This is a genomic window from Pannonibacter sp., from assembly GCF_051860505.1.
Taxonomy (GTDB): domain Bacteria; phylum Pseudomonadota; class Alphaproteobacteria; order Rhizobiales; family Stappiaceae; genus Pannonibacter.
In genome coordinates, this window is sequence record NZ_JBHYDX010000004.1 from 1 (window position 1) to 24315 (window position 24315).

Annotated in this window: 30 protein-coding genes; 6 read left to right on the forward strand and 24 right to left on the reverse strand. The window is 66.9% G+C overall.

Annotation, left to right across the window (positions count from 1 at the left end):
* A partial coding sequence (locus ACTIFE_RS03710) for a transposase (protein WP_439527823.1) occupies positions 1-422 on the forward strand: 422 nt, incomplete at its 5' end.
* Positions 423-461: 39 nt separating this feature from the next.
* Here ACTIFE_RS03710 and ACTIFE_RS03715 read toward each other — a convergent pair.
* The 12 genes from ACTIFE_RS03715 to ACTIFE_RS03770 form a co-directional block, all read right to left on the reverse strand.
* A complete protein-coding gene (locus tag ACTIFE_RS03715) occupies positions 462-3968 on the reverse strand; it encodes a baseplate multidomain protein megatron (RefSeq protein ID WP_439527824.1) in 3507 nt (1168 codons plus the stop codon).
* 9 nt (positions 3969-3977) lie between these two features.
* Positions 3978-4409 (reverse strand): NlpC/P60 family protein, encoded by a 432-nt coding sequence (locus tag ACTIFE_RS03720; RefSeq protein WP_439528003.1) that lies wholly within the window; start codon positions 4407-4409, stop codon positions 3978-3980.
* Entirely contained in the window at positions 4409-5293 is an 885-nt protein-coding gene (locus ACTIFE_RS03725; protein ID WP_439527825.1) for a DUF2163 domain-containing protein, read from the reverse strand. The genes ACTIFE_RS03720 and ACTIFE_RS03725 overlap by 1 nt, the downstream gene beginning before the upstream one ends.
* Entirely contained in the window at positions 5290-6129 is an 840-nt protein-coding gene (locus ACTIFE_RS03730) for a lysozyme (RefSeq protein ID WP_439527826.1), read from the reverse strand. The genes ACTIFE_RS03725 and ACTIFE_RS03730 overlap by 4 nt, the downstream gene beginning before the upstream one ends.
* A gap of 9 nt (positions 6130-6138) precedes the next feature.
* Positions 6139-6264, reverse strand: coding sequence for a hypothetical protein (locus tag ACTIFE_RS03735; RefSeq protein WP_439527827.1), 126 nt, complete (start codon positions 6262-6264; stop codon positions 6139-6141).
* A complete protein-coding gene (locus ACTIFE_RS03740; RefSeq protein WP_439527828.1) occupies positions 6257-6607 on the reverse strand; it encodes a hypothetical protein in 351 nt (116 codons plus the stop codon). Before ACTIFE_RS03740 ends, ACTIFE_RS03735 begins: the two co-directional genes overlap by 8 nt.
* Positions 6604-7230: a phage distal tail protein, Rcc01695 family gene (locus tag ACTIFE_RS03745; RefSeq protein WP_439527829.1), complete on the reverse strand. Its 627-nt coding sequence runs from the start codon at positions 7228-7230 to the stop codon at positions 6604-6606. The genes ACTIFE_RS03740 and ACTIFE_RS03745 overlap by 4 nt, the downstream gene beginning before the upstream one ends.
* Before the next feature lie 9 nt (positions 7231-7239).
* Complete coding sequence (locus ACTIFE_RS03750; protein ID WP_439527830.1) at positions 7240-9693, reverse strand: phage tail tape measure C-terminal domain-containing protein; 2454 nt, start codon at positions 9691-9693, stop codon at positions 7240-7242.
* Positions 9686-9844: a DUF7697 family protein gene (locus ACTIFE_RS03755; protein WP_439527831.1), complete on the reverse strand. Its 159-nt coding sequence runs from the start codon at positions 9842-9844 to the stop codon at positions 9686-9688. Before ACTIFE_RS03755 ends, ACTIFE_RS03750 begins: the two co-directional genes overlap by 8 nt.
* Positions 9845-9912: 68 nt before the next feature.
* Positions 9913-10350: a hypothetical protein gene (locus ACTIFE_RS03760; RefSeq protein WP_439527832.1), complete on the reverse strand. Its 438-nt coding sequence runs from the start codon at positions 10348-10350 to the stop codon at positions 9913-9915.
* On the reverse strand, positions 10350-11288 hold the full coding sequence (locus tag ACTIFE_RS03765) for a phage tail tube protein (protein WP_439527833.1): 939 nt from the start codon (positions 11286-11288) through the stop codon (positions 10350-10352). Before ACTIFE_RS03765 ends, ACTIFE_RS03760 begins: the two co-directional genes overlap by 1 nt.
* A gap of 24 nt (positions 11289-11312) precedes the next feature.
* Positions 11313-11732 carry a hypothetical protein gene (locus ACTIFE_RS03770; RefSeq protein WP_439527834.1) on the reverse strand — a complete coding sequence of 140 codons (420 nt, stop codon included), beginning with the start codon at positions 11730-11732 and terminating at the stop codon, positions 11313-11315.
* A 75-nt stretch (positions 11733-11807) separates the two neighbouring features.
* Here ACTIFE_RS03770 and ACTIFE_RS03775 point away from each other — a divergent pair, with 75 nt between their 5' ends.
* Together ACTIFE_RS03775 and ACTIFE_RS03780 are read left to right on the forward strand one after the other, a co-directional pair.
* Complete coding sequence (locus tag ACTIFE_RS03775; RefSeq protein WP_439527835.1) at positions 11808-12161, forward strand: type II toxin-antitoxin system RelE/ParE family toxin; 354 nt, start codon at positions 11808-11810, stop codon at positions 12159-12161.
* A gap of 5 nt (positions 12162-12166) precedes the next feature.
* On the forward strand, positions 12167-12538 hold the full coding sequence (locus ACTIFE_RS03780; protein ID WP_439527836.1) for a helix-turn-helix domain-containing protein: 372 nt from the start codon (positions 12167-12169) through the stop codon (positions 12536-12538).
* Here the strand turns inward: ACTIFE_RS03780 and ACTIFE_RS03785 are convergent, their stop codons facing one another.
* The 9 genes from ACTIFE_RS03785 to ACTIFE_RS03825 are packed head-to-tail and all read right to left on the reverse strand — an operon-like array spanning position 12539 to position 20167.
* Positions 12539-13171, reverse strand: coding sequence for a DUF6441 family protein (locus ACTIFE_RS03785; protein WP_439528004.1), 633 nt, complete (start codon positions 13169-13171; stop codon positions 12539-12541). It abuts the gene before it with no gap.
* A 5-nt stretch (positions 13172-13176) separates the two neighbouring features.
* Positions 13177-13488, reverse strand: coding sequence for a head-tail joining protein (locus ACTIFE_RS03790; RefSeq protein ID WP_439527837.1), 312 nt, complete (start codon positions 13486-13488; stop codon positions 13177-13179).
* Entirely contained in the window at positions 13488-14501 is a 1014-nt protein-coding gene (locus tag ACTIFE_RS03795) for a major capsid protein (protein ID WP_439527838.1), read from the reverse strand. Before ACTIFE_RS03795 ends, ACTIFE_RS03790 begins: the two co-directional genes overlap by 1 nt.
* 25 nt (positions 14502-14526) lie before the next feature.
* Positions 14527-14898 carry a head decoration protein gene (locus ACTIFE_RS03800; RefSeq protein WP_439527839.1) on the reverse strand — a complete coding sequence of 124 codons (372 nt, stop codon included), beginning with the start codon at positions 14896-14898 and terminating at the stop codon, positions 14527-14529.
* Positions 14899-14904: 6 nt separating this feature from the next.
* The gene (locus ACTIFE_RS03805) at positions 14905-15909 is read right to left on the reverse strand and encodes a head maturation protease, ClpP-related (RefSeq protein WP_439527840.1); all 1005 of its coding nucleotides are present in this window, start codon (positions 15907-15909) and stop codon (positions 14905-14907) included.
* Positions 15910-15913: 4 nt separating this feature from the next.
* Entirely contained in the window at positions 15914-17425 is a 1512-nt protein-coding gene (locus ACTIFE_RS03810) for a phage portal protein (RefSeq protein ID WP_439527841.1), read from the reverse strand.
* Positions 17426-17429: 4 nt separating this feature from the next.
* Positions 17430-17645 carry a phage head-tail joining protein gene (locus tag ACTIFE_RS03815; protein WP_439527842.1) on the reverse strand — a complete coding sequence of 72 codons (216 nt, stop codon included), beginning with the start codon at positions 17643-17645 and terminating at the stop codon, positions 17430-17432.
* Positions 17646-17649: 4 nt separating this feature from the next.
* Entirely contained in the window at positions 17650-19599 is a 1950-nt protein-coding gene (locus ACTIFE_RS03820; RefSeq protein ID WP_439527843.1) for a phage terminase large subunit family protein, read from the reverse strand.
* Positions 19592-20167: a hypothetical protein gene (locus ACTIFE_RS03825; RefSeq protein WP_439527844.1), complete on the reverse strand. Its 576-nt coding sequence runs from the start codon at positions 20165-20167 to the stop codon at positions 19592-19594. The genes ACTIFE_RS03820 and ACTIFE_RS03825 overlap by 8 nt, the downstream gene beginning before the upstream one ends.
* 121 nt (positions 20168-20288) lie before the next feature.
* Between ACTIFE_RS03825 and ACTIFE_RS03830 the strand changes: the two genes are divergently transcribed.
* Complete coding sequence (locus ACTIFE_RS03830) at positions 20289-20513, forward strand: hypothetical protein (RefSeq protein ID WP_439527845.1); 225 nt, start codon at positions 20289-20291, stop codon at positions 20511-20513.
* An 89-nt stretch (positions 20514-20602) separates the two neighbouring features.
* Entirely contained in the window at positions 20603-21175 is a 573-nt protein-coding gene (locus ACTIFE_RS03835) for a DUF3489 domain-containing protein (protein WP_439527846.1), read from the forward strand.
* Positions 21176-21283: 108 nt separating this feature from the next.
* On the opposite strand, the gene ACTIFE_RS03840 is transcribed toward ACTIFE_RS03835, so the two are convergent.
* Positions 21284-21847 carry a peroxiredoxin gene (locus tag ACTIFE_RS03840; protein WP_439527847.1) on the reverse strand — a complete coding sequence of 188 codons (564 nt, stop codon included), beginning with the start codon at positions 21845-21847 and terminating at the stop codon, positions 21284-21286.
* Between the two features lie 128 nt (positions 21848-21975).
* Entirely contained in the window at positions 21976-22179 is a 204-nt protein-coding gene (locus ACTIFE_RS03845; RefSeq protein ID WP_439527848.1) for a DUF7220 family protein, read from the reverse strand.
* 67 nt (positions 22180-22246) lie between these two features.
* Here ACTIFE_RS03845 and ACTIFE_RS03850 point away from each other — a divergent pair, with 67 nt between their 5' ends.
* On the forward strand, positions 22247-22876 hold the full coding sequence (locus ACTIFE_RS03850; RefSeq protein WP_439527849.1) for a hypothetical protein: 630 nt from the start codon (positions 22247-22249) through the stop codon (positions 22874-22876).
* On the opposite strand, the gene ACTIFE_RS03855 is transcribed toward ACTIFE_RS03850, so the two are convergent.
* Positions 22821-24152 carry a site-specific DNA-methyltransferase gene (locus ACTIFE_RS03855; protein ID WP_439527850.1) on the reverse strand — a complete coding sequence of 444 codons (1332 nt, stop codon included), beginning with the start codon at positions 24150-24152 and terminating at the stop codon, positions 22821-22823. The two genes, ACTIFE_RS03850 and ACTIFE_RS03855, sit on opposite strands and share 56 nt — an antisense overlap.
* Positions 24153-24315 lie beyond the last annotated feature (163 nt).

A 24315-nucleotide genomic window follows, 5' to 3' on the forward strand; every position in this document is an offset into this window, starting at 1 on the left:
TGGATTGGTTCACCCGGCGTGTTCTGGCATGGCGGGTATCAATCACGCTGGAGGCCGAGTTCTGCATGGAGGCTGTCGAGGAGGCTTTGGCACGTCACGGCACACCCGAGATATTTAACACGGATCAGGGCAGCCAGTTCACGTCCATCGACTTCATCAAGGTGCTGGCCGACCGAGAGATCAAGATCAGCATGGATGGCAAGGGAGCCTGGCGGGACAATGTCTTCGTCGAGCGCCTGTGGCGGACCATCAAATACGAAGAGGTCTATCTCCGGGCCTATGCCAGCGTGTCCGAGGCACGCGCCGGGATCGGCCAATATCTGGGCTTCTACAACAGCCGCCGCCCGCATTCGTCGCTTGACGGGAAAACCCCCGATCAGGCCTACTTCAATCCGCCGACACCCGAAGTGCTGGCGGCATAACCGAGGCGGAAAACCACTTAGAAAACGCCCGGCACCTGTTCAGATCAACCGAGCCAGCTCTAGGGCGTCATCGAGGACAACGACACGGGCGCCGGCAAGGGTCGGGGTGCCCATGGCATGCTCGGTGCCACGCTGACCGCGCAGGAGCCTGGTGAGCCTGTAGCGGCGTGGTGCAATAAGGTCTGCCGAACCAGCCTGGACGATCTCCCACTGACCGGCAGCGCTCTCGATGGCCAGCACATTGGCCCCGCTGAAGAGGGCGAGGTCCGAGATGCTTTGGAGGTCACCGTGCTGAAGCTCGATGATCAGCACATTGCCCAGATCGAAGCGTGAGGTGGGGCCTGAGTGGAGATCGGCAGCAAGGCGGCCGATCCTGGCTCGGCGGTTGACGCGGGCAACCGGCTCGAACCCGTCCATCGCGGGACTGCGAAAGACGGCAATCTCGCCCGGCCAGGGATTGGCATGGGCTGCGATCAAGGGGCGATGGGCAGGCAGCTCCTCACGCACCTGCGGCAGGTCGAGGAAAGCAAAGGTGGTCGGGCCGAAGACAACCGGACGGGTGAGGGAGGCCGGGCGTGTGTCGCCCGGGGGCAGATCATGGACGCTCCGGTCCTGTCGCACCGCCTCAAAGCGCCGTGCCTGCGTGTCGGCAGCTGATGTCAGCCGGACCTCAAGCCTGCGGCCATCGTGTCGCAGCTCGATCACGTCCGCCGGGTCCAGCGCCAGCCGGGACGGGGGCAAGGTGAAGGTGGCTGTCTCGCGGCCGATCCAGGCTTCCATGAGAGCCCTCCGGCAGCGGCGCTCTGCCTCTTCAGGGGCTGTGGCGAATGGGAAACTCTCGGAGGCGATGCGGGTGGTGTCGACAGTGATGCGGCGGGCTTCCACGAGAGCTGCGTCGTAGTCCTCGTCGGCGCGCGCCATCTGCCACTTCAGGGCCTGGGGCAGTTCGCTCTCCTGGCCGCGGGTCAGTTCGAACGGCTCCCCGTCGCGAGGGGCGACCAGATCATCGATGGCGAGCGTCGCAACCGGGGCGCGGCCGCGCATGACAAAGCGGACCTGGCCGCCGGTCTCGACAGCGTCGAAGCCGAAGTGGCGGGCCAAAGTCGCAATCGAGGCGCGGGGGCTTTCCAGCGCGCCGATGACATAGCCCTCGATGGCGCCCCACAGGCCCGAGACGTCGATCAGGTTCTCGGCCAGCCCGGCGCGCAGGCAGAGGTGACGCACGAGGGCTGCGAGCGACACGGCGCCCAGTCGTCCGGTCAGCCAGTGGCCAAGACGCCAGTTCGGACCGTCCGTCCAGACGCCAGTCAGTTCGGGGAAGAAGGGATAGGGCCGCGCATCCCAGGTCCAGGCCGCGCATTCGGGCAGATGGACCATCCGGCCGCCGTAGAGCGGGGAGAGCGGATTGTTGGCTGGATCGCCCCACCACAGGCAGGTCGCCTCGAGATAGGCGCGCTGGATGGCGTCATCCCGCCAGCCCCGCGAGAAATGCGGCGTGAAGCTCTCGGACGACTTCGGGTCAAAGAAGACGTTGGGCTGGTTGGTGCCCCGGTCGATGGCCGGGCATCCCAATTCGGTGAACCAGATGGGCTTTGACTGCGGGACCCACGGCGTGGGTGTTGCGCTTTCCACGCCGCCCGGTCGGTTGAAATGGAGGTTGGACCACCAGGCGCGGAGATCCTTGATGCGGAAGACCCAGGGCTTGCCCGCGCTGCCATCGGTGATCGGGGTGCGGATCTGCGCGGCCCGGTCGGTGGCCGAGGCATAGAACCAGTCGAAGCCCTCGCCGCCGGCAATGTTGGCCTGCAGGTAGGTGCGGTCGTGGATTGCGGTCCAGCCTGCGCGTGCATCGGCATGCTCAAAACCGTCGCGCCAGTCGGAGAGCGGCATGTAGTTGTCGATGCCGATGAAATCGATGCTGGGATCGGCCCAGAGCGGATCGAGATGGAAGAAGACGTCGCCGGACCCATCCTGTGGCCGGTGCCCGGCATATTCCGGCCAGTCTGCGGCATAGCCGAGTTTGGTCGCGGGGCCGAGAATGCTGCGACAGGCGGAGGCAAGATCCCTGAAGGCGCCGACGGCAGGGTAGGTGGCCGGACCCGACTGGACTGGGGTCAGGCCCTGCATCTCCGTGCCAATGATGAAGGCATCGACGCCGCCGGCTGCGACGCACAGATGGGCATAATGGAGGACCATGCGGCGAAGGCCGAAGTCTGTCGGGGCACCGCGCCATGTAACGAGGTCGCCGCTGACCTCGTAGTCGGAGGGAGAGGCAGCGCCGAAGAAGCTGGCGACGGCAGTTGCGGCTGCGCTCGTCTTGTCCGGGCTGCCGGCAAAGCCTGGCGCGGGAGAGACGGTGATCCGGCCTCGCCAGGGAAACACCGGTTGTCCTGACTTTGCGGCGTGATCGCTGTAGGGGTCGGGCAGGGCGTTGCCGGGGGGAATGTCCATGAGCAGGAAGGGATAGAAGGTCACGCGCAGCCCGCGCGCCTTGATCTCGCGGATTGCCTCGATCACCGCAAAATCCGCCGGCGTACCGCCGAAGACCGGCCGCCCCTGGGCATCCTGGCTGACGAGGCGGGCATCTGCCCGGGAGAGGCCGCTGACCTGCCAGTCGGCCGTGCCGGTGTCCTTTTCCCTGACTTCGATGCCAGGTTCGATGCGGCAGTGGCCGGCTCTCAGATCGTCGGCAATCCAGGCGACAACGAGACTGATGCTTTCGACTGCGGGGGCCATGGCTTGCAGCCGGTCGAGGGCGACGAGGATGTCGGTGGTCTGAGGTAGCGCGTTGAGGTTTTCGGCAAGTGTCCGAATGCCGTCCGACTTGGTCACCGGGCGGACGGCATAGGTGAACTCGCCCGAGGCCGGGATGAGAGTCACGGCCTTCACCAGCCCTTCGGCGGTGTCGGGATCGGCGAGGGGACTGAACACTTCGAAGCTGAGCTGTGGCAGGCGGTTGCCGTAGGCCGCGAGTGGCAGTTCCTCGAAGACGACATAGGCCGTGCCGCGATAGGCGGGCGTATTGGCCGTGCCCATCTTCGCCAAGATGAACGGGTCGGCCGTCTGGATCTCGTTGCCCGGATACCAGCGCCAGGTGACCCCGGAGAGGTCCATCGGCTTGCCGTCGGCCCAGATGCGGCCGATCCCGGTAATCGGTCCCTCGCACAAGGCCACAGCGAAGGAGGCCGAGTAGAGGTATTCGGTGGTCCGGACCTTGCCGCCGCCGCCCTTGCCGCCGCCTTGGGTTGCGGTTCGGGTCTCCTCCCGAAAGTCGGTGGCCCAGATGATGTTGCCGCCGATCCGCATGCGGCCGTAGAGGCGCGGAAGGACGGCGCCTTCGGTCGCGGAGGTGATGCGCAGGGTCTCGAGCCTTGCGCCTTCGATCCGCTGGGAGGGCGCGAGCGAGGAAAGGATCCAGCTGTCTGCAACCGAGCCGATGGTGGAGCCGACGATCCCGCCGATCGCAGCTCCCGATACGCCCAGAATCGTACCTCCGAATGCGCCGCCAATGGCGGTGCCAACGGCTCCAAGGACAAGTGCAGCCATGGGACGGCCTCAGATTGCGGGGAACTGGAAGGCGTAGGCAATGCGGCGATGCCAGGCCGGGGTCAGGGCTTGCTCGATGACGCCGAGCCGCTCGCAGGCGTGAAGGAAGGTCGCAGGGCCGGTCAGGATCCCGACGTGCTTGGCAATGGCGCGTCGTTCCATTCGGAACAGCACCAGCGCGCCCGGGGGAGCGTTGGCCGGAGGGACCCTGATCATCACGGCTGCCGCGCCCTCGGCCAGCACTTCGCGCGGTCCGGTCTCGCCCCAGTCGCGGCTGTAGGGCGGGATGAGGAACGGCTCCGGGCCGACAACGTCCCGCCAGACACCGCGAGCGAGCCCGAGGCAATCACAGCCGATGGCCTTGAGGCTTGCCTGATCGTGATAGGGCGTACCGAGCCAGGCGCGTGCTGCCGTGATGACGCGGTCAGGATCGGCGGGGATCACAGCACGCTTCCCTCATGCCCTCCATCGGGGGCCGCATAGCGCAGGATCGTGTCCTGACCGGGGATGTGGGGGAAGCCACGGAAGTTGGCGACATTGGCGAATTTGGCACCGCAGGTCCCGATCCGCTTGTCGCAGCCGGCGCGGATGGTGAAGGTATCTGTCGCCGTGATCGGGCGCACCGGCGCTTCCAGCAGTGTCAGGATCGCCACCCCGTCGACGAGCTCATGCGCCAGCACCTCGACCCGCCGCCCGGCATTTGCCCCGCCGGTCCATTCGACAAGCCCGAACGTGAACCAGCCCGCCGCAAATGTACCGAGACCGGATGCCGTGAAGGCTCGGTCCCGGACCATGTCGATCACCGAGCCGCTGCCCTTGAAGGCCGGAGCCTCGACGTTCACGCCGCAGCGTGTGTCGCCGAGCGCAGCGTCACAGGTCCCCTGAAACGTCCGCCCGACGGTCTGGCCGAGCACATGGGCCAGCGAGCGTATCTCGGCCACGAAGGCCAGCCGCCCGCGCCGGATCTGGCCGATGGCGCCGCGCCGCATTAGGATGCGCTGGGACGTGTCGGTCCAGTTCACGCGCCAGACCTCCACCGCCGCGTTGTCCCAGCGGCCATCGAGGATGTCGGTCTCGGTGATCCGATCCGAAGTCAGCACGCCTTCTGCGTCCTGCGCATCGACGGCGAGGTCGGAGCTTGAACGGACCTCTGACGCTGTGAGCCCGCTGTCCGGCTCGAACTCGGTCCCGTCGAAGCTGAGTGTCCGGTCGTGGTCGGTGAAGCCGAAGGTGAGGCCATCGGTGCGGGTGATCCGCCACACCCAGGCAAGCGTCGTTGTGCCTTCGTCGAGATGAGCTTGCAGGGCCTGTGGCAGGGCTTTCATTTGCGACCCCAGCCGTGCCAGAGGGCGAGCGAGGCAAGTGTCGAGGCGACGATCCCGCCGCTTGTCCCGGTCAGGGCGTATAGGTTGAAGGGGCGGATGTCGAGGGTGCCGGAGGTGCTGTCGAAGTCGGCCAGGCCGGCGAGGGCCAGCACGGAGGCTGCGAGACAGGCGAGATAGACAAGGCCGCGGGTCAGGGTCCAGGTCATGGCAGGTCCTTTCTGGATCGGGAGAGGGAGTGACGGGGTAGGGGCGGGGTGTGTGACTGGTGCTGCGCGGTCGGTATTCGTCAGAAGCGCCAGAGCCTGTGCTTCGCTCAAGCTGCGCAGCGGCCGTGCGAGGTCGATCCGGCCTGCAGGGTCGACGGACCAGACCGGTATGCTGCCAGTGGGATAGCGGCCGTGGCGGAACAGATCGCGCTCGGCTTCGCGGCGCGGCTTGAGGACGACCGGGCGCAGCCAGTGCAGAAACGCTTCGGCGGCGGCGGCACGGTTGCCGGCGTTGAGATGGCGGGTCAGCGCGGCGCGGGCGATGCTGCCGGTGTTGTAATGGAACGAGACGAGTGCATCGAACTCGTGCTGGGCGAGGGGAACGGTGACGGCGCGCCGCACCTCGGCTTCATAGTGGGCAAGATCGGTCCGAAACACGCGGAAAGCGTCGCGGATGCCGGCCTCCAGGTCTGTGGGCATGCCGCGTGGCATCCGGGCAGGGTCCGGTGGGCCGGCGGCTGCGGTATGGCCGATGCCGAAGGTCCAGATGCCCTTGGCATCGCGGTAAGGGCCGGGGACGATGCCTTCGTGCCGGATGAGGGCAACGAGGCCGCGATCGCTCATGCGCATGGTGTTACCTCAGGTCGTGAACAGCAGGATCAGCGCGGCGATCACGAGACCGACGCGTAGACGGTGGATGAACACCCGGTCGGGGTCGGAGCGCCTGCAGCGCAGGGCGAGGGCAAGGCGGTGCAGCTTATTCATGGCGGCCCCCGTCCTTTGGCCGGCGCAACCGGGCCAGCACGACTTCGATGAAGGCTGGACCGAAGACGCCGACCAGATAGGCGGCCGATCCTGCGGCGCTGCCGGCCGGGATCGTCTCGGCAGGCAGGTTCAGCCAGCTGGTGATCACGGCCATGGACAGGCTGCCCATGCCGGCGGCGATCAGTCCGCCGAGCAGGATGTGCCTCAGGGCATCGCGCAGGCGCATCTTGGTGGTCAGCGCGTTGGTTGCCCCGCCAAGGGCGCCCCAGGCCGCCAGGATCACAGCGGTCGAGGCTCCAAGTTCGCGCAGCACGGCGTTCAGGAAGCCATTGGGATCGTTCATTGCCGGATCTCCAGAAGCGGGATTGAGGGGATCGAGCCGAGGCGCTCGAGATCGAGGGTGATGTCGAGCATGTCGGTGTCGAACCGGACGGGGACGTCGAACTCGAAGCCGGCCGTGATCGCGACCCCGGCTGCCGGGGCTGCCGCGAAGCTGACAAGGCCGGTGGATGAGGACACCGACCAGCCGGTGGCGACAGGAGTGCCGTTGACCGCAACCCTGACCGACCCTGTCACTGGTCTTGTGATCGGGCGGGACCACGACTGGGCGCCAGAAGCGTATCGCTTGATCAACTGGAACTGTTTGGTGGCGCCGTTGCCGAGGCCGATGGGCTGGTCGGTCGGATGCGGGGTCTGCGATGGCAGGCAGGACTTGAAATCGGCCCAGTCCTTGAAGCGAAAGCCGTGAAGCCGGCCATTGCGCGCCTCGAAGAAGGCGATCACGGCGGCGAGATCGTCAGCGCGGCGGATGCCATAGGCGACGTCGTAGCGGCGGCGCGAGTTGGCCCAGCTGGCGTTGCGCTCCTCGTGGCCGGAGGTCAGCTCCACGATCTGGGTGCGGCGTTCGGGTCCGCCGCGTGCGCCCCGGCTGATGCTGTCGGGAAAGCGGACGTCGTGGAAGGCCATCGGGGCTCCTCAAAGGCCGCGCCGGCCAAGCGACACGGCGCGGGCAATGTCGCTGGCGACCTGCGTGCGGGATTGGCGGAAGCTCTCGACGTCGCGGGCGTTGATCGTGATGTTGACGGTAGGCGCGCTGATCCGGCGGTCGCTTGCCGCCTCCTGGCGCGACAGAACCCGCTCGCCGCGTTGCAGGATGGCGGGCACCTCGTCTGGCTTGAGACCTGCCCAGCCGCCGGCATGCATCCGGGGCGCGGCCGCGAAGGCCATGGCCGGGACCAGGCGTGTTGGTCCCGAAGAGCCGACCATCCCGCCTGCATGCAGGATGCTGGCGAAGATCCCACCCATGCCACCCAGTGTGCCGGACAGGGCACCAGACAGGGCACTGGCGATCGGCCCGAGAATGAAGCGCCGCGCCGCAAGTCTCGCGAGATCGGCGATCAGGGACGTGACGAGGTCGCGGACATCGAGCTTGCCGGTCTTCACGAATGCGCCAACGGCGGTCTCGGCCGACTGGAAGGCGCCCACGAGCGTACTGCCGATCTCGCCGCCGATGTCTCGCGCCCGGGCCGCATAGTCTGTGAGCGCAGCGGTCACAGCCTGCCATCCGGTCAGGGCTTCCTTTGCCCCCTTGGTGGACGCGGCCCCGGCCTTGGCCGAAGTCTCGCCGGCGCGTTCGGCGGCGGCGGCGGTGTCGTTCAGTCCGGCCGTGAGGGTGCCGGCCGAGGCTGCTGCATCTGCAAGTGCGGTTTTGGCTTCGATCCCTGTGCCTGTCACGGCATTCTTCAGCGCCTGCCAGCTGGCCAGCGGCCGACCTGCGGCTTCGGCGAGTTCGCTTGCGACTTGCGCGTCGCCTCCGGCCCGGGCGCGCGCATCGTCGGCCATCGCATCAAGCCCGAGGTCGGGTGGTTGCAGATAGGTGCGTGCCAGCGCGGCGGAGACCGCATCGGTCGCCGCAGCCCCTGCAGCCGTTGCCGCCCCCTCGAACGGGTTGCCGATGCGGCCGAGATCGATCGGCGCGAGGGTACCGACCCGCACCCCACCTTCGCCGATGGCCCAGTCCGGCAGCAACGCAAGGGCCGCATTCAGCGTCTCGATGAAGCTGTTGATGCGTGTGACGACGCCGTTCAGCATCGCCTCGACACCGGAGATCAGACCATTCGCCGCCTGATAGGCAAAATCGCCGATGGCACCGGGCAGTCTGCTCCAGATTGCCACGGCCGCATCGTAGGCCCCCTGGAAGACGGCGCTCGTCCGGTCGCCAAAGCTAACGACGCCTGCGATGGTGCCCTCCTGCGCCGAGAGACCTGCGGCCTTCAGTCTCTCCCAACCGGCCGCCATTCGGGCCAACGCCGCGTCTTGCGCCAGACCGATGCGCGACCAGATCTCGCGGGCCAGATCACCAAGGAGGCGAAGCGCTTCGCCTACGCCGCCAACCCGCTCGACGAGTTGCGAGAGTTGGTAGACCAGCTCGCCCGCGCCGACGATCAGAGCCCCGAGGCCGGTGCGGATCAGCGCACCGCGCAGCACGACCAAGGCCGTTGCAAGGCCGCGCACCGACAGCGCGGCGGCGGCCAGCCCGGCAACCCAGCGGCCCGCGAGAAAGGTCGCGAAGGTCACGGCATAGGTGGTCAGGCGGCCGATGTTGTCGAAAAGCCCGCGAATGGCGATGCCGAGCGGTCCGGTGCGGCTGGCCACCGCCGCCATGGCGTTGGCGACAGCTTCCAGCGCCGGGGCCGCGGCGACCGCCAGCTGGTTCGAGAGCCCCCGCCAGATGAGGCCGAGGCGCGAGATCGCGTCGTTCGTCCGCTCGATCTGGTCGGCATCCTGTTCGGAGACGACGACACCGAAGGCAAGTACGTCCTCGGTCGCCTGGCGCAGCGTCGCGGTGTCGATCCGCGACATGGCGATGGAGCCTTCCTCGCCGAAGAGCTGACCCGCGACGGCGGCGCGCTCCGCCGCAGGCACGAAGCTCTCGATGGCGGCATTGATCGCGCCGACGCGCTGGTCCAGCGGCAGCGCGATCAGGTCGTTGGCCGAAAGGCCCAGCCGGTCGAGCGCGTCGGCAGCCGGTCCTGTCCCGGCGGCCGCCTGGCTGAGGCGGCGCGTCAGATCCTTGGTTGCCTGTTCGATGCCGGACATGGAAACGCCAGCCAACTCGCCCGCGCGCTCGAGTGTCTGGATCGAGGCGACGGTGGTGCCGAGCGACTGCGCGAGCTTGGCCTGCGCATCGACGGTCTGGAGGCTAGAGCGGATCATCGCCACGCCAGCGGCCGTAGCGGCAGCGACAGCCGCCGCCGCTGCGACACGCACCCGGCGCGAGAAGGCCGCAAGCCGGGCGTTCGCAGCCTCCATCTCGTGGGCAAGCCGTCCGAAGCCGCGCGACCCGGCTTCGCCCACCCCTTCCAGTTCGGCGCGCACCTGCCGTCCGCCCACGGCCGCGAGGCGGACGCTGACCCTCTTCTCAGCCACGGGGATGATCCATCTGTTCGTTGAGCTTCGCGACCATCACCGCTTCGATGACGGGCAGCAGTTCGGCCGTGGCGAGCGGCGGCACGCCGAGCGCGTCACCGAGCGCGAGCGCCGCCGCCATGTCCCAGCCGATTACGGCACCGGGCAGCACACGTAGCTGGCCTCCGAGGCGGCTGACGAGGTCCCAGACCTGCCCGCCTTCGTGGGTGAGCGGCCGGTTCAGCCGCGCCGGGCAGTCCGGGCAGACTTGCGTGCAGGCTTCGCAGTAGCGCTCGCCCCCGCCAAAGGACCATTCGGCGAGAGCGCGGAGGCGTTTTTTTCTCGTTCCAGCAGCAGGCCCTTGGAGACGTAGGTCATCTGGAAGGCCTCGAAGATCGGCCAGACGTCGAGCAGCGCGTCGATGGCCTCCGGGCTCGGGTCGATGGGATTGCCGTCGGCGTCGCCGATGCCCTCCCAGGCAAGCACCGCCCGGCGCGCCAGCGCCTTGGCGAAGGCGACGGCCCGCTCCTCGTCGGAGGCCTCCTCGGGCACCGCCTCGACTGAGGGATCACTGCGCGTAGCCACCATCAGCGCGGTGGTCAGCGGGCGCAATTGGACCCGGACGCCGGGGGCGAGGTCATGCCAGCGCGGCGCGTTGGTCAGGTCGAGCGTGAGCATCAGTAGGTCTCCACGTCGTTCACGAGGGTGGCGGTGCACATCCGGCCGACGACGCTGTCGCGGGCGGCCTGCCAGTCGAAGGTCGCCTGCACGCCCTGCGGCCCGGAAATCTCGATCCGGGGGCGCGGCAGGTAGACCGCGTGCACGGTCAGGCGCAAGCTCTCACCGGACGGCAGGACGTAGGCGAACTCCATCTCGCAGGCTTCGCCGTTGATCGCCTGCGTCACCAGCGTCTGGTCGGCGAAGCGGACCTCGATCCGGCCGGTCAGCGCCGCGATGGACGGGTCCGCGCCGTCGATGCGGCCGTCCGCGCGGATGGTCTCGATCCGGTCGAGGTTGTTGGCATAGGTGATCTCGGCAGAGACCACGTTGCCGAGGGCGGAGCCGTTGCGGGCGATCGAGCCGTTGAAGTGGCCGAAGCGTTTCAGCTCAAGCGCGGCGGGTGCTCCGGCGCTGGTGGTCGTGCCCACCGTCTCGCCCTGCGCCATCAGCCGCGCCGTCGCGGTCAGCAGGCCCGATCGCTGCATCTGCCAGGTGATCTGGTCGAGCACGCAGCCCGAGTACATCGCATAGCGTGGCACCTCCGGCATGCCGGTCTCGATCGACATCGAGGGCAGCGTCCAGGACCCCGACTGGAACTCGTGCGTCCAGGGGCCAGTGCCTGTCGTGGTCGGCGCCCCGAAGGCTGCCTTCAGCCAGAATCCTAAGGCCACGGCGTCGAGCGGCACGACGATGTCGCCGTCCGTAGTCACAGCGTCCTTGATCGGCGCCAGCGGATCGCGGCCGTAGCCGAGCAGCTCCGAGTTCAGCAGCGGTTGCTCGGCCCCCAGCGACGTGCTGGCGAAGGGCATGCGGGTGAAGCCGCTCGCGGGCGGCGTTCCATAGGTCGTCTCGAACGCAAGCGCCATCAGCGCCCGCGCCCCCTGGGCTCGTGCCATGGTGTTCTCCTCGGGTTGTCGGGATCAGCCGAGCGGATTGGTCGTGGAATAGTGCAGCACGACCGGGATCACGGCGGCCTTCAGGCTCGCCGCGCCCTCGACCGGCAGATCGACCGGGCGCGGCGCTTCCGCCTCGACCCAGTCGCATAGCCCGCCCAGCGTGCGGTCGGCGGCGAGCGCCGATCCTATGCTGGCGGTCAGCATGTCGAAGGCGGCGTCACGGTCCGCGCCCTGCACGACCGCCTCGATCTCGGCGCGATGCTGGTAGTGATAGGCCAGCGGCGACAGCGTGACCTCCGGCTCCCCTGGTTCGCCGTCGCGCAGGATCAGCAGGCCCTCTGCGGGCACGCGTTCGGGCAGCATGTCACCGCGCAGGGCCGTGGCGGGCAGCGCCGAGAGCCGTGCGTGCAGCGCGGCGAGGATGGTTTCGCGAGGGCTTGGCATGCAGGGATGCTCATCAGACTGTTATTGCAAAATTAGTGCTTCGAAGCTATATATCTTCCAAGATATGAGGACCGTATGCCTTGGACCGTTTCGTTTTCAGAAGAATTCGAGCCGGAGTTCGACGAACTCCCGCCTGAGGTTCAGGATGCAATCCTTGCCCGCGCCCTTCTTCTAGAGCGCGAGGGGCCATTGCTCGGTCGCCCGCATGCCGACACCCTGACCGGGTCAAAACATGCGAACATGAAGGAGTTGCGATGCAACGCCGCTGATGGCGTGTGGCGCATCGCTTTTGCATTCGATCCCGACCGGCAGGCGATCCTGCTTGTCGGCGGGGACAAGTCAGGTGGCAGCGAGAAGCGCTTCTACAAGCAGTTGATCGCCCGGGCTGATGAACGGTTCGACCGTCATCTGGCGAAACGGAAAGGATGAGGACCATGGCACGGACCCTGAAGGACAAGCTGGCCGCGCTCGAACCGGCCCGTCGCGCGGGCGTCGAGGCCGAGGCCGACCGCCTCCACACCGAATATCTGACGCTGCAGGAGCTTCGCAAGGCCAAGGACCTGACGCAGGTCCAGCTGGCCCAAACCCTCGGCATCCAGCAAGCGACCGTCGCAAAATACGAGCGTCAGAGCGATCTGCTGCTATCGACGCTTTCAAGCTATGTGCAGGCCATGGGGGGCAGCCTGAAGCTCATGGTCGAGTTTCCCGGCAAGGCGCCGGTGGCGCTCGAGGGTTTTGGCGAGATTGAGGAACCTCGCCGCCGCCGTTCTGCACGCGGCAATGAACAGGCTGCCGCGCGCGCCTAACTATCGGAGCCTGTCCTCTGCCCAGTTCGCCACGATCAGCCCCGGCACACTGTCCAATGCCCGATCTGCATCCCGCGCCAGGTCCAGCCGCTTCGGCAGTTTGACCTGCGGCACCAACAGAAAGATCGGCGCGGTGACATTGCCGCGCCCGATCTTCGAGCGCGACACCACCGCCTGACCCTTCGTGTTGAGCCGCCCCTCGGCGACCAGCAGGCTCGGGCCCGTCCGGCGATAGACGAAGCGCAGGCGCAGCCCGCGTCGCCGCTCCCATTCGCCGGGCGTGATGCTGCCGCCACGCAGGGACTTGCCTGCGGCGGGGAGCGGGATCGCCAGCCAGAACCCATCTTTCGAGCGGATCAGCGGCCCTGTGTCATGCGCCCCGACAATGACGGGCGCCTTCGACCAGACCAGCGCCGTCGCATCCAGGCTCTCGCCCGACTTTGGGAAGTTCTGGCTCCGGATCGAGTTGGCGAGCCGGGTGCCCAGCCCCGCGCCGGTGATCTGCAGCCGCCATGCGGTCTTCAGCCTGGTCCCGGCCTCGCGGATCGCGGCCGATACGGCCCGCTCGCCCGCTGCGACCTCGGCCGCCATCATCGCGACAATATCGGGATCGATGTCGAGCTTCACCTTCATCGCGGTCACGCCGGGCGCAGGTCGATGGTCCAGACCAGCCGCTCGCGGTCGCGGACGGGCTCGCCCTGGATGAGGAAGGCGTCGCCGTCGATCTCGATGCGGTCGTCGGGGCGGGGAGCTGCGATCTCGGCCACGCGTAGATCGATCCGGGTGGTTTCGGACCAGAGCCGCGCATCGCCGAAGTCGGTGAGCGCATCGGCGCGGCGCGCAACCACGCGGATGAGCTGGGGCGCGGCACCCTCGGCGATGTATGTGGCATCGCGCGCGATGTTCGGGTCGAGGAACAGCGCATCCAGCGCGATGGCGAGCGCACTCATCACGTCCGCCGCGCCGAACGCAGCACCTGCGGGCGGGTGCAGATCGGCAACGGATTGCTCTCGATCTCGAGGCGGACCCATTCGTCGCGGTCGCGGTCCGGGATCATGCGGGCATAGAGCGGCAGGCCGAGCGTGTTGACCGTCTCGAAGGTATCGGCCGGGGCATGGTAGATCTCGAACAGCCCCTCGACCCCCTCGGGATAGAAGTACGCCTTGTCGGTGGGAACGCCAAAGCCGAGACCTCCCCGGTAGCGGCGGAAGGTGATGCCGCCAAAGCTGACCTCCTCGCCGACACGGCCACGAAGATCCGCGGCTGCAGCGGTGTTGAGATAGGTCTCGCGCACCTCCTTGTGGGCGACGAGATCGGCAAAGAAGCTCGATCCGCATTCGGCGCGAAGCTGAACCTGTCCGGCTGCCAGCCCGCCAAGGCTGTCCTCGACGCTTTCGATGAGCGCCTGACAGCGCTTGCGCAGTGCACCCGACGCCGGGGTGGCATTGTCGAGGTCGAAGTCCACCTCTGGCGCCGGCGTGATGCCGAATTCGGCAAAGTAGTCCACCACGGTCACACCGTCCTTCGGATCCTTCACCACACCCTGGATACCGTTGAAGAGATGGAACTCGAACGTGGCCTCGGCGTCGTTCCGCAGCCGCCCCAACTTGCGGGCGACTTCAGCCTGCAACTGCTGGACAGCGGTTTCCGAACCGAAGTCCCGGATTGACTGGATCTCGGAGGCCCAGAGCACGTCCTGCTTCTTGAACTGGCGAACGACGAATGCCCGCATCTGCCGCCGTTCGGGGACCTGTTGCTCATAGGCCGAGCCACGCTCGGAGAAGGGGATGAGCGACAGGGTGCCATCCCGGCTCTCGATCATGACGGTCCGGGAGCGGACGCCGCGCGCACCGAAGAGCCCCGCACCTGAGAGGATCGCGGGCTTGAAGGGAATGGTCTCCAGCGCACGGGTGAGCTCGATGATCGAGAAGGCATCGCCTTCAAAGATGTCCATGGTTGCCATGGGAATGTCCTTTCGCGGGGAGGGGTCAGCGCAGCAGGATGCCGAGCGCAGTCAACGCCGCAGTCGCGGCCGTGATCTGCGGTTCCGTTGCGCCTGTGGGCCAGACCAGCTCGTTGCGGTTGACGATGGCCGGGCCGCGCAGGACCACGACGGCCGGGGCATCGGCGGCACTTGCGTCGGCGGCCCCCCAGAGGATCGCGGCAGCGGTCTGGCTTCCGTTCGAGGCTGCGGGAGCGAGCTGGGTGAACTTGCCACCCGAGGTGATCTTGCCGAGCACGGTTCCAGGATCGAGCTTGCCTGCGCCGGAGGCGAGGGTGACCGTCTCCCGGGTGTAGTCGCGCAAGGCTTCCCAGACGAGGAAGCTGCCCGGGTGCCGGCCTTCGGTCAGTGTGGTCATGGGAGTTCATCCTTTCAGCTTGAAGGTGCGGGCAATCACGTCGCCCCAGGGACGCGCTGTGGGGGAGGGCCCGGGTTGGGGGTGATGGGGGCTGATCTCGGCCTCCGCATCAGCCCTTGCGCCGAGAAGGCTGGTGCGCACCGCCTCAAGGCTGGCGTCCTCATCGAGGAAGCGCCCGGCCATCTGCGGCTGTCCTGCCAGGCGGCAGAAGTCGACGACGGCAAGGGCATGGGCGATGGCGTCACGCCGGATGTCGGCTGGATCCACGCCGGTCACCACAGGCCCGGGACCCGCCGGTGTTCCCGGCTCAAGCCTGGGATCCTCTGGTGTTGCGGGAGCCTCATCGCCGGTCTCGTCGCCCATGGCATCTTCGGCGGCCTCATTGCCTTCCCGGTCGCTCGTGGAAACCGGATCGGCGATGGCGTCTGCCAGCGCGGGCGGCGCGTTGCGGAACCGGGTGATGTCGAAGCTGGCGGCAATCCGAACCGGTTCGATCATGCGGGTGGCAAGCCCGGCCTCAAGCGCGCCTGTGGCATCGAACCAGGTCTCGGCCGCCATCAGCGCTGCGATCTCATCCTCGGAGCTTCCTGAGCGAGCGGCATAGCCGCGAACCATGGTGCCGGCGATCTTGTCCATGGTGTCGGCCATCTCCCGCATGTCGGTGGCCGTGCCCATCACGAGACCGGCGGGATCATGGATCATCAGGAAAGCGTTCTCGGGCATGACGATTTCGTCGCCGGCCATGGCCACATATGAGGCGGCCGAGGCGGCAATGCCGTCGATCCAGACAGTGACCGGTCCCTCGTGTCGCTGCAGGGCGTTGTAGATCGCGACCGCATCGAACACCGATCCACCCGGACTGTTGAGCCTAAGATCGATGGGCGCATTGTCCGACAAGGCGCCGAGTTCAGCGAGGAACCCCTTGGCGCTGATGCCAAAGGCGCCAATTTCGTCATAGATCAGCACCTCCGTAGCCTGGCCCCTGGCGCGGATCGTGTACCAGTTCTTCATCCTGTCACTCCTTATCGGATTGCGCGCCGGCGACGGGTCCATCGGTTTCCGGATCGGGTAGCCTTGAGGGCGTCGCTCGCGCGCCTTGCGTCTCGCCGGGGCTTGTGCGGTAGCGCAGGCCCAGATCGGCCGACCGCCGGGCATCGGCAGCGTTCTCGCGGTCCACTTCCTCGATGTCGTAGCCGGTCGCCTCCACCACCTTGCGCCGCGAGGTGATGCCTGCCTCCATCGCCAGCACCTGCGCCTGGATGTCCTTCAAGGGATCGACCCAGTCCCAGCGCGGCGGGATCCATTGCGCGGCCAGGAACGGAGCAGGTGCGGCGGCAAATCCCGGCAGATCGAGCGCTCCCGTCAGCACAGCCGTCTCCAGCCAGCGCCGCCACACCAGGCGGCACAGCTGGTGCACGATCACGCCGTGCTGCAGCTGGCCGATCCGGCGGCGGAACTCGACGAGTTCGGCGCGAAGGGACGAGTAGTTTGCCTGCCGGACATCGCCGGTGACGAGATGATAGGGCAGCCCCAGCGAGGCGGAGACGGCGAGCAGCGTCCGGTACTGGAACGCCTCGTAGCCGCCGCCTACATCGGCCGGCGAGGAGAACTTCACGTCCTCGCCCGGCAGAAGCACCTGCATCGTGCCGGGCTCGAGGCTGGCAATGGCCGTGCCGTCAGGGTCGGCGGCGCCTTCGCCCATCATGGGCTCCTCGGGCGCCGTCTTGGTGATGAACCCGGCAAACATCGCCGCGGTCTTCTTCCGGTCGAGTTCCGCGTCATCGTACTGATCGAGCAGGAACAGCCGCACCATGGCGGGTGCCACATGCGGCAGGCCCCGGATCTGCCCCGCATCGATCGGCCGGTAGATGTGCAGCACGGTTTCGGCTGGCACGCGCACCGTCTCCGGAATAGCCGTCCTCTGGTCGGTGCTGTCACCCGGATGGCGGCGGCGGAAGTGGTAGGCGACGCGCCGGCCAACGCGATCGAACTCGATCCCGCAGCGGATGCGATTGCCGTTGGCTGCCGTCTCGGTCTTCTCGAAGGGAAGCATCTCGGACTGGAGGAGCTGCATCTGTAGCGGGACCAGCAGCCGGTCCTCGGCCCGCCGTTGCCGCAGCCGCACGAAGCATTCACCGGCCACGAACATCTCGCGGGCGACCATGGCCTGCAGGCCGTAGAAGTCGGTCAGGCCGTCCGCATCGGCCTCGTCGGTCCAGGCAAGCCAGAGCCGCTGGACCGTCTCGCGCTGGCTCCCGTCCTCGATCAGTGACGACGGCTTGATCCCGTCCCCGACCAGGTTTGCGGCAAAGGCCTCGCAGGCATTGGCCGCATAGCCGTTGGTGACCACCAGTTCGCGGGCCCGGGCCAGTAGGCGCGGGCCGCCTGAGGCAACCAGCGCGTTGATGTTCTCAAGCGGCGGGTTCCAGCCGCGCAGCCGGCGTTTCGCCATGGCACCTTCGAGACGGGCGCGCACGGCTGCGGGGCCGCCGGTGGACCGGCGGCTGAAGCGTTCGAAGAGGCCCATAGGCTCAGAGACCCTTCGCTGTCGTCACGCGCACGTGCCGGACAATCCGCCGCCCCTCGGCAGCAGTGATCTCGCGGTCCAGCGCCTCGATGGTCCGGTCGATCTCGGCGATGCTGCGATAGTCCACGGTCTTGCCGTCATAGCTGACCCGCGCGACGCCGGAGGATCGCTGTGCGGTCAGGGCATCGCGGCGGGCGCGAAGCTCTGCGGCCGTGCTCATCAGGTTACCTCATGTAGTTGGAGTGCACCGTGCGCCTGCGCGGGGTCGTTCGGTGCGCGGCAGACGGTGCCATGGGCCGCCCGGGTTGGGTCGCCTCGTGGTGCGTCAGACCAAGTTGAGCTTCCATTTCTGCCCAACGCGCTTCGGGCCACCGGTCAGCCCCTGCGATCCAGGCGGCGGCGCGGGCGTAGACCCGGCAATCCAGAGCCTCGTTGCGTTCCCTGAGCTTGTGCCATTCCAGCCTTGCGAAGCCGCGCTTCGTGCGAACCGTCACCAGTTGCTCGGCCGTCAGCTGTTTCAGCCATTCACCGTCTGCCCAGTCTGGCAGATGGATCGTCCCTGGCGGGCAGCTGTCGCCGGCTGCCTGATCCTCCTTCGTCGGCCGGTCCTGTCGCAGGAAGCGATAGGTCTCCGCCTTGAAGGTCGAGGTTGCGACGGTCCACAGCCGCGCGCCGCGCCGCAGACGTTTGCCCGCGACCGTTGCGTCAACAAACGTCGGTCCGGTCACAGGGCTCGTCCGGGTGAACCCTTCGACGCCCTTGACCGGCGCAACCTGCGTCCATCCCACCTGCCGCGACCAGGCATAGACCGCGCTGGTCTCAAAGCCGGTGTCGATGGCGAGCCGGGTGAGCAACACCGGCTGACCTGACGCATGGATCCAGGAGCGTCCCAACAACCCGGTCAACTGCTGCCAGCACACCGGATCGCCGGGGCCTCCGTCGATCACGATGTGGTCGATAAGCCAGCTTTCCAAGCCCCGGCCCCAGGCCCAGACATCAACCTCGATCCGGTTCTTCTGAACGTCGGCGCCAGCAGTCAGGAACAGGCCACCCGCCGGAACGGTCCCCGCCGTCCAGGCCTCGCGCCGGTCAGCGAGCCGTTGCCAGTCGGGCGCCTCGCCGGTCTCCATCCAGGTCTCGCCGAGGATGGTGTTCCGGAACGCCCGCATCGCCTCGTCGCTGCCCCGAGCTGCCTCATGCGCCCGCGCGATCCGCTGCCAGCTGAGCCAGCCCACCGGCGAATAGAGCGCCGAGAGGTGGTAGCCGACCGTCATGGGATCGGTGGCTGTGGCGGTCGCGCGCCATTCGCCAGCGTCCAGCATCTGCGTCTTGTGATGCTCCGCGATTGCAGCGTCGCAGCCCTCGCAGATGTACTCAGCCGTTTCCGGGCGACCCTTCTCCCAGCGCAGTCGCTCGAACTTCAGCCACTGCATCGCCCCGCAATGCGGGCATGGCACGAAGAACCGCCGCTGGTCGCTGGCCTCGAACTCCCGCTCGATGCGGCTCAGCCCACGGATGGTCGGTGTCGAGACCAGCAGCACCTTGCGCCGGTGGGAGAAGGTGAGAGAGCGCGCTTCGGCCAGCGTAACCGGATCGCCTTCCTCGTCGGCGGATGCCGGATAGGCGTCGACCTCGTCGAGGAAGATGTAGCGGGCAGGGGTGGAGCGCAGTCCCACGGCCGAGTTCGCCCCGGTCATGATCAGGATGCCGCCCGCGAACTCCTTCGACAGCATCGTGTTGCCCGCATCGCGCGACCGCGCCGGCTTCACCCTCTCCCGCAACTCGGGGCTCTCGTCGATCAGCGGGTCGATCCGCTGACGCGAGTTGCGTTTCGCCAATTCCACGGTCGGCTGGACCGCCAGCATTGGACCCGGCGCCTGGTGGATCACGAAGCCGATCCAGTTGTTGCCGGCCTCGGTCGCACCGACCTGTGCGGCCTTCATGAACACGACCCGCTGGGTCGGCTCGCCCGGCGACAGCCGGTCCATGATCTCGCGCATGTAGGGTGTGCGCGCGGTCCGGTACTGGCCCGGTTCTGCCGAGGCCCGCGAGGCCAGGCGGCGATGCCGGTCCGCCCATTGCGAGACCGAGAGATCCGGATCAGGCCGCAATCCCTCGCGCCAGGTCCGGATCAGCCGGTCCGCACCGTCGAAGTCAGAAACGCCGTCATCCAAGTCCGGGGCGTACCTCGCAGAGGGTCTCGAGCTGGGCGCGGACATGGGCCTCCAGAACCTTCTGCATCAACGCCGGTTCCACCACAGCTGCGTTCCCCAGCGCGGCAGTCAGCTCCGAGGCCATCAGCGCGGCAACCCGCGCCGGCCACGTCACCCACGCATCGCGTTCATCGCGCGCGAGCCGGAACATCAGGGTCTCCGCCCTCGCGCGGTCAACCAGGTCCCCTTTCAGCTTCTGGAGGCGGATGCGCCGTTCCTGCGCCTTCAGAACCTCGTTTGCCGTCTTGGCTTGCAGGAAGGTCGTGCCACCCCCACCCGCCGGAACCGCCAGCCCCTGTTCGCGCAGCGTGTCGCCGACAGCGGCAACCGCTGCCTCGGGCACGGGCTTCAGCTTCGGCGCGGGCGGTTTGCGGGTCTTGGACGGATCCGTCATCTCGGCACGCCGCATGTCGCTGGCGGCCGCGTCGATGCTGCCGTCGGGATGGAGAACCAGCCGCCCGGCGAGCTTCGCCTTCTGGATCGCACCGCGTGACAGCCCGACATGGGCCGCGTACTGGCGCTCGCTCATGCCCTGCATTCGTGGATCCGATTATCATACAAAAACAGATGCTTATTCAGTTGATAAGCGTCGCAACCAGAGCGAACGTCAATCCAGCGCAAGGATCAAACCCCAGCAGGGAGCCACCAGAATGACCCGCAGAGCAACCGACAACGCCAAGGCACTCGACGCTTTCATTGCCGCCAAGATCGAGATCGACGCCATGCTGGAGCGGCTTGTTGCCCTCAGCGCCGACCACTTCGAGACCAACCCCGACGAGATCAACTGGGGCCATGTCGGCACCCTGAACCACTACCGCGCCAAGCTGCGCGAGATCACGGACAGCGCTTTTCGCGAGGGCGAATACGCCGATTGAACCAACCCGCTCCCGGTCCTGCCCGTCGACTGGCGGGCTCGACCTCGTAGAAGGGCCCGCATCATGCGGCCCCGAGACGGGAGACGATGATGACCCAGCTTTCCGACACCCAAGCCCTGATCCTGAGTGCCGCCGCCCAGCGGCCAGACAACGTCGCCTTGCCGCTGCCGGAGTCCTTGCGTGGGGGCGCCGCTGCCAAGGTGGTCGGCGCGATGCTCGCCAAGGGACTGATCGAAGAGGTCGAGGTCAACTTGCGGCGAGGCGAACTCGTCTGGCGCGAGACTGGCGACGGCCACGGCACCACGCTGGTTGCAACTAACGCAGGCCTTGCTGCCATCGGCATTGCGCCTGAGGACGCGAATGCCGCGCCTGCGGGCGCCGACGTGGCGCGGAACAACACCGGCGCAACGAACACCCCCACCCGGGCCGAGATCGCGCCCAAGGCGCGCCCACCGCGCGAGGGAACCAAGCAGGCCATCCTGATCGCCATGCTGCGCGCGCCGATTGGCGCGACCATCGAGGAGATTATGGCCGCGACAGGCTGGCAGTCGCACACGGTGCGCGGCGCGATGGCCGGGGCACTGAAGAAGAAACTCGGGCTCGAGGTGGCCTCCGAGAAGGTGGAGGGACGCGGGCGCGTGTACAGCCTGCCGCGCGACTGACGAAGTTCATCAATCGCGTTCAGGAGCCGCGGGCGGGAATAGCCCGCGGCACTCGCCGTCTGCAGATCAACTCCAGAGGCGAATGTCGATCGGGCCTGGGTCTTTCGTTCAATTCGCGGAGCGCAGCCAGCAGATTACGTCCTCCGCGTTTCGGTCAGGCGGAAACACCGAATAGAAGGCCTTCCGGATATCGCCGTTTCGAATAATGACGGTGACCCGCTTGAGTAGCGTCATCCCGTCGACAACAAATGCTGGAAGCCCAAGGGACCTCTGCAACTCGAGTTGCGAATCCGAGAGCAACGGAAAGGGAAGATGCATGCGCTCCGCGGCCTCCCTCTGATACTCGGTCGTCTGCGTCGACAAACCGAACAAATGGTCGACCCCAAGACGTTTCAACTCCTTGAAATGGTCTCGAAAGGCACAGGATTGAGGCGTACAGCCGCGAGCGCCGGGAATGGCGTCCCAACCCGCGGGGAGCGCCAAACCGGGTCTTCCTGTCACTGGATAGACATAGACCACGGTCGTTCCAGAAAGTGACGAGAGGTCGACTGCTTCTCCAACCGTAGAGGCGAGCATTACGGCAGGCACGCGACGGCCAGGCAGGTGGTCTGCAGCGCCGTCGTTGATCGGCTCAGGAAGATTCGTCCAGTCAACGTCGTTCAGATTGGTCATTGGGCGCATGCCTCCTACTACCCAGGCTTCCAGAGCGAAATACACGAAGTGGCTGGGCCGCGCCCAACCTCGCGGTCGGAGATTTCCTCGTGGCGTGCTGAGAAATTGTGCTGGGCAGCGGTGGCGCTCTATACACTCCTCACCCAGATCGCTTCGAACTGTCGCCGCAGTGCGAAGGAGCGCGCGATGCTCACCATCGTGAACACCGCGCCCATCTTGAGGTTCTGCGCCAGCGTCGTGTGCAGCCCGAAGACCGGGAAGATCAGGACCTGCGTCACCACCGCGACGCTGTAGCCGACCGCCACGTTGGTGACGGACTGGACCAGCGACATGGTTCGCGATTGGCATTTGGTGTTTACTGGCTGTGTACTACACCCGTCGCGAGACATTGGAGAGCCTATGCATGTTGCTGTGATTGACATCGGAAAGCCGGGCAAGAACCTTGGCTGGGCAATTGTCGGCTCCAACCCCGCCTCAGGCACAGACCTTGATGAAGCGATTGATGAGATCTCGGACCGCATTTCGCGGGGCCCGGTAGCGCTCGGCTTCGAAGCCCCATTGTATGTACCGATGCGCAGAGCGGCCGGTGAGCTGACGAAGGCGCGATCGGGTGAGTGCGTCGGTGGTGTCAATCGACCCTATTCAGCAAGTGCGGGAAGCACTGTTCTGGTGATTGCTACTGTCGTGGTGCCGTACGTCCTGCGCGCTCTTCGCTCAGCGGCGCCAGATTCCGTTGCCACTATGGACTATCGCAGCTTCTTCTCCGCACCCGTTGGAGTTCTTTTTTTCGAGGCTTTCGTGACAAACCAAAAGAAATCGCACGATGCCCGCCACGTAGAAGACGCTGAGCTTGCCGCAAGGCATTTGTTGGCGATGCTGGAAGAGCGGAGGCCTTTGGAAAGCGCCATCTGTGAACCAGAGTGCCTGAATTTGCTTGGAGCAATGATGCTTCGTACAGGCTGGACAAGCGATCTCAATGCTCTTGATGATCAATGTCTTGTTGTCCGCCCTCCAGTCGGTACGCTTTGATCTCCGCAAAGGTCCTACCATCGCCATCAAGGATCGCTTCGCAGCCGGTCTCGGCCTGCCAGCGTTCAATGGCGACGTCGACGTAGGCCGGGCTGATTTCCATCGCGAAGACGCGGCGGCCGTTGGCCTCACCGGCCATGATCTGCGAGCCGGAGCCCGAGAACGGCTCGTAGCAAAGTCCGCCCCGCGCCACATGCTGGCGCATCGGGATGCCGAAGGCGTCGAGCGGTTTTGGCGTCGGGTGGTCGGGCCGCTCGTCCTTGGCGAAGGACGGCATCTCCCAAGTTGAGGGAAGCGTCTGCTCGGCGACCTTCGGCGGGCGGTTCGGGCGGCGCCAGCCCATGAAACAGGGCTCATGCTTCCATAGGTAATGCGACCGGGTCAGGACCCCGCGGTCCTTCACCCAGATGATCTGCTGATGGACGAAAGCCCCCGCCTTCTCCCAGCAGGCTTCGAGCATCGCCTGGCGGCGCGAGGCGTGCCAGCAGTACCACGCGGCGTTTTCGGCGATGGCTTCCGTCACGGCCGCCGCGATGAAGCCGTCGTAAAGCTCGGCCCCCTGTGAACTGTCGTCCCAGGTCGTGCCATAGGAGGCCGACCAGTCCTTGTTCCGGGTCGGATGGTTCGAGCCGTCGTAGTCCACAAGATACGGCGGGTCCGTCGCGAACAGGATCGCCCGTTCGCCATTCATCAGGCGGCGCACATCTGCCGCGCTGGTGCTGTCGCCGCACAGCAGGCGATGGTCGCCGAGGATCCACAGATCGCCCGTCCGCGACGCCGGATTGCGCGGCGGTTCAGGGATGGTGACCGGCGGCACGGAGCCCCCGGCGCCACCCTCTTCACCGTCCCCCTCCGGCACGAAGGCCAGCAGCTTGTCGAGCTCGCCGTCGGAGAAGCCGACCAGCGATAGGTCGAAATCCTCAGCCAGAAGGTCGTTCAGTTCCGCCGACAGCAGCGCCTCGTCCCAAGTGCCCAGTTCGGTGAGCTTGTTGTCCGCGATGCGGTAGGCCCGCCGCTGCGCCTCGGTCAGATGCCCGAGAACGATCACGGGCGCTTCGGTCAGCCCCAGTTGGGTTGCCGCCAGCACCCGGCCATGGCCCGCAATCAGTTCCCCGTCTTCGGCCACGAGGCACGGCACGGTCCAGCCGAACTCGGCCATGCTGGCCGCGATCTTGGCGACCTGGTCCGCGCCATGCGCCTTCGCGTTCTTCGCGTAGGGCTGGAGGCGCGACAGCGGCCAAGTCTCGATCCGCTCTGGGGCGAAGCTCAGCGTCATCGGCGGGTCATTCCTCGGATCAGGGTGGAAACCCCTGGCCCCCGGACTCCGGGGTCCAGTCTGGACTCCACGTGGGGTCCAGCGGCCACCACGGGTGTCCAGCATCAAGGGTTTGATTTTGCAGTGTTTCAGGCGGGTTCAGGCAACGCTGGCTTCCGGGTGG

Excerpts from the sequence above, each read along its gene's own strand:
- ACTIFE_RS03715 (WP_439527824.1), bottom strand. The coding sequence starts at position 3,968 with ATGGCTGCACTTGTCCTTGGAGCCGTTGGCACCGCCATTGGCGGCGCA.
- ACTIFE_RS03725 (WP_439527825.1), bottom strand. The coding sequence starts at position 5,293 with ATGAAAGCCCTGCCACAGGCCCTGCAAGCTCATCTCGACGAAGGCACA.
- ACTIFE_RS03730 (WP_439527826.1), bottom strand. The coding sequence starts at position 6,129 with ATGCGCATGAGCGATCGCGGCCTCGTTGCCCTCATCCGGCACGAAGGC.
- ACTIFE_RS03735 (WP_439527827.1), bottom strand. The coding sequence starts at position 6,264 with ATGAATAAGCTGCACCGCCTTGCCCTCGCCCTGCGCTGCAGGCGCTCC.
- ACTIFE_RS03740 (WP_439527828.1), bottom strand. The coding sequence starts at position 6,607 with ATGAACGATCCCAATGGCTTCCTGAACGCCGTGCTGCGCGAACTTGGA.
- ACTIFE_RS03745 (WP_439527829.1), bottom strand. The coding sequence starts at position 7,230 with ATGGCCTTCCACGACGTCCGCTTTCCCGACAGCATCAGCCGGGGCGCA.
- ACTIFE_RS03760 (WP_439527832.1), bottom strand. The coding sequence starts at position 10,350 with ATGCTCACGCTCGACCTGACCAACGCGCCGCGCTGGCATGACCTCGCC.
- ACTIFE_RS03765 (WP_439527833.1), bottom strand. The coding sequence starts at position 11,288 with ATGGCACGAGCCCAGGGGGCGCGGGCGCTGATGGCGCTTGCGTTCGAG.
- ACTIFE_RS03770 (WP_439527834.1), bottom strand. The coding sequence starts at position 11,732 with ATGCCAAGCCCTCGCGAAACCATCCTCGCCGCGCTGCACGCACGGCTC.
- ACTIFE_RS03775 (WP_439527835.1), top strand. The coding sequence starts at position 11,808 with ATGCCTTGGACCGTTTCGTTTTCAGAAGAATTCGAGCCGGAGTTCGAC.
- ACTIFE_RS03780 (WP_439527836.1), top strand. The coding sequence starts at position 12,167 with ATGGCACGGACCCTGAAGGACAAGCTGGCCGCGCTCGAACCGGCCCGT.
- ACTIFE_RS03785 (WP_439528004.1), bottom strand. The coding sequence starts at position 13,171 with ATGAAGGTGAAGCTCGACATCGATCCCGATATTGTCGCGATGATGGCG.
- ACTIFE_RS03790 (WP_439527837.1), bottom strand. The coding sequence starts at position 13,488 with ATGAGTGCGCTCGCCATCGCGCTGGATGCGCTGTTCCTCGACCCGAAC.
- ACTIFE_RS03795 (WP_439527838.1), bottom strand. The coding sequence starts at position 14,501 with ATGGCAACCATGGACATCTTTGAAGGCGATGCCTTCTCGATCATCGAG.
- ACTIFE_RS03800 (WP_439527839.1), bottom strand. The coding sequence starts at position 14,898 with ATGACCACACTGACCGAAGGCCGGCACCCGGGCAGCTTCCTCGTCTGG.
- ACTIFE_RS03805 (WP_439527840.1), bottom strand. The coding sequence starts at position 15,909 with ATGAAGAACTGGTACACGATCCGCGCCAGGGGCCAGGCTACGGAGGTG.
- ACTIFE_RS03810 (WP_439527841.1), bottom strand. The coding sequence starts at position 17,425 with ATGGGCCTCTTCGAACGCTTCAGCCGCCGGTCCACCGGCGGCCCCGCA.
- ACTIFE_RS03815 (WP_439527842.1), bottom strand. The coding sequence starts at position 17,645 with ATGAGCACGGCCGCAGAGCTTCGCGCCCGCCGCGATGCCCTGACCGCA.
- ACTIFE_RS03825 (WP_439527844.1), bottom strand. The coding sequence starts at position 20,167 with ATGAGCGAGCGCCAGTACGCGGCCCATGTCGGGCTGTCACGCGGTGCG.
- ACTIFE_RS03830 (WP_439527845.1), top strand. The coding sequence starts at position 20,289 with ATGACCCGCAGAGCAACCGACAACGCCAAGGCACTCGACGCTTTCATT.
- ACTIFE_RS03835 (WP_439527846.1), top strand. The coding sequence starts at position 20,603 with ATGACCCAGCTTTCCGACACCCAAGCCCTGATCCTGAGTGCCGCCGCC.
- ACTIFE_RS03840 (WP_439527847.1), bottom strand. The coding sequence starts at position 21,847 with ATGACCAATCTGAACGACGTTGACTGGACGAATCTTCCTGAGCCGATC.
- ACTIFE_RS03845 (WP_439527848.1), bottom strand. The coding sequence starts at position 22,179 with ATGTCGCTGGTCCAGTCCGTCACCAACGTGGCGGTCGGCTACAGCGTC.
- ACTIFE_RS03850 (WP_439527849.1), top strand. The coding sequence starts at position 22,247 with ATGCATGTTGCTGTGATTGACATCGGAAAGCCGGGCAAGAACCTTGGC.
- ACTIFE_RS03855 (WP_439527850.1), bottom strand. The coding sequence starts at position 24,152 with ATGACGCTGAGCTTCGCCCCAGAGCGGATCGAGACTTGGCCGCTGTCG.